Genomic DNA, 1,895 nt, shown 5'->3' with positions numbered 1-1,895 from the left:
ACCTGCCCTGATCGCGTGCGGACATGCGCCTCATCGCCTTCATCACCGCGGCCGCTCCCGTCGAGCGGGTTCTCTTGGCGCTGGGTGGGCCGCCGTATCTGGCGCTGTTCGCGCCCGCGCGTGGACCACCCGCCCGAGACGAGGCTCCCGAGCCGGTGCCGGACTTGGATTGCTTCGGCCAGCCGAGCCGGCCGTGGAGTTTGATCAGCGCATCGCCTGGTAGCCGCCGTCGCCCTCGCAGGAGACGGTGCAGCCCCTCGCGCCTGCCGCCGGCCCGCTGCGCCGCAGATGAGCGCCCCAGCACCCCCGAACCGCACGCGCCTGCACCGCGCGATGTTCGTCAGCCCCACAGTCTGGCGTTGCCGACGCATCCTACTCCCCCTAGCCCGCAGCATCGCTCACCAGGTCGGCGCCTCCCCAGGCAAGGCCCCAGATTCAGTGTCCGGTTCGTGGGCAACCAGTCTGTAGCCGCCTCGCGGCAAGCGCACCGGTCATCTCAGGGGTCCGACTCGGTCAGCATTGAGGTCGGAGCGTGTTCATTTGACTTGCTGCGGTGACGGTCGGACAGTGACGGCCCAGGGGCAGCTATTGGCGCCGTGCCGCGGCACCGGCAGAAGACTGGCATCAGTGGGAGTGGCGTCGGCGTGAACGCGCGCGAACCCTCTCAGCCGGGGCCGGCGCGGGCCGGCACGGCGGTGAGGTTGCGCGCTGCCTGGATGAAGGTGTCCTGCGCCGGAAAGGCTTCGGAGAGCGCGATCACGACCCGGCGCACGCTCACGCGCACCTGCGCGCCGACCTTGAGCAGCCGGGTACGGATGGTGGCGGGGGTGGCGCGCTCGAGCGTGGTGTCCTGGAGCGCGAGGCTGCGCAGTGCCACCAGCAGCGTGTAGGCGAAGGTGGAGAGGGTCAGGCGCAGCTGATTGGCGCGCATGGTCTGGGTGCTGAGCCGGTCGGCGAACACCTCCAGCTGTTGCTCCCTGTTCCCGATCAGGGATCCGGTTCTCCATATCGCCGCGCGCGCAGAACAGGTCCTCGTAGAGGGTGCGGGCATCAGCCTCTTTGGGACTCAGCGAGGTGACCTCGTAGCGCGGGTTCGCGCCCTTGGCGAGATGCTCGGCCTTGGCCACGACGCGCCGGGCACGGCTCCAGCTCTCGCGCGTGCGGTACTGGAGCTCGCCGAACACCCGGCTCGGTTCGCAGGTGTCGAGGAACGCCTGCTGGGCGAGCACGCGCCAGCGCAGGCTCAGCGCGTCGAGCCGTTGGTTCTTCGCCAGCCCGAGCACAAAATCCACCCCTTCGGCCTCGCACCAGGCCATGATGTCCTCGCGCTCGAGCCCGCGGTCGCCGCGGATGACGATGCGCACCTTCGGCCAAGCCGCGCGCAGCTGCGTAACGATGCGCGTCAGCTCTTCGACGCTCCCGTCTGCGGCATCGGCGTTAGCCTTGCGCAACCGCGCGCAGAACGCGTGCTCGCCGCTGGTGATGTACAGCGGCAGATAGCAACAGTGGCCTGAGTTGCCGTGGAAGAAGCGACCTTCCTGGTTGCCGTGCAGCGGATCGTCGGTCGCATCGAGGTCGAGCCAGATGTCCTGCGGCGCCGTGGCGTGCGCGTCGATGAAGCGCTCAACCAGTAGCCGATCCAGGCCCGCTTGGTCGGCGACGATCTTCTTGTAGCGTGCCTCACCGTTCGCATCCGCGGGCGTGAGCTCCAGGCGGTTCAGGGTGCTGGAGCTGGCCAGCGCGTTGTCCCGGTCCTGCGCGCGACGGCGATCCTGGCCCATGGGATCCGAGGCGGTGCTGTAGGCGACGCCGAGATGGCGCTTGAGCGAGAGGGCGGAGATATTGTTCTTGTTCTGCGTGACCAGGTAGATCGCCTGAAACCACTTGGTCAGCGG

1 protein-coding gene and 1 pseudogene are annotated in these 1,895 nt (G+C 68.8%); both read right to left on the bottom strand.

Features of this window, described 5'->3' with window-relative positions:
* Window positions 1-536: 536 nt before the first annotated feature.
* Entirely contained in the window at window positions 537-1,781 is a 1,245-nt protein-coding gene (locus tag CKO31_RS25695) for an IS1380 family transposase (protein WP_242475697.1), read from the bottom strand.
* 9 nt (window positions 1,782-1,790) lie between these two features.
* A pseudogene (locus tag CKO31_RS27955) lies at window positions 1,791-1,895 on the bottom strand (IS1595 family transposase); the annotation flags it as partial.

Source organism: Thiohalocapsa halophila, assembly GCF_016583825.1.
GTDB lineage: Bacteria > Pseudomonadota > Gammaproteobacteria > Chromatiales > Chromatiaceae > Thiohalocapsa > Thiohalocapsa halophila.
The sequence above is the reverse complement of the archived record's forward strand: the minus strand, read 5'-3'. Positions and strand labels throughout refer to the sequence as shown.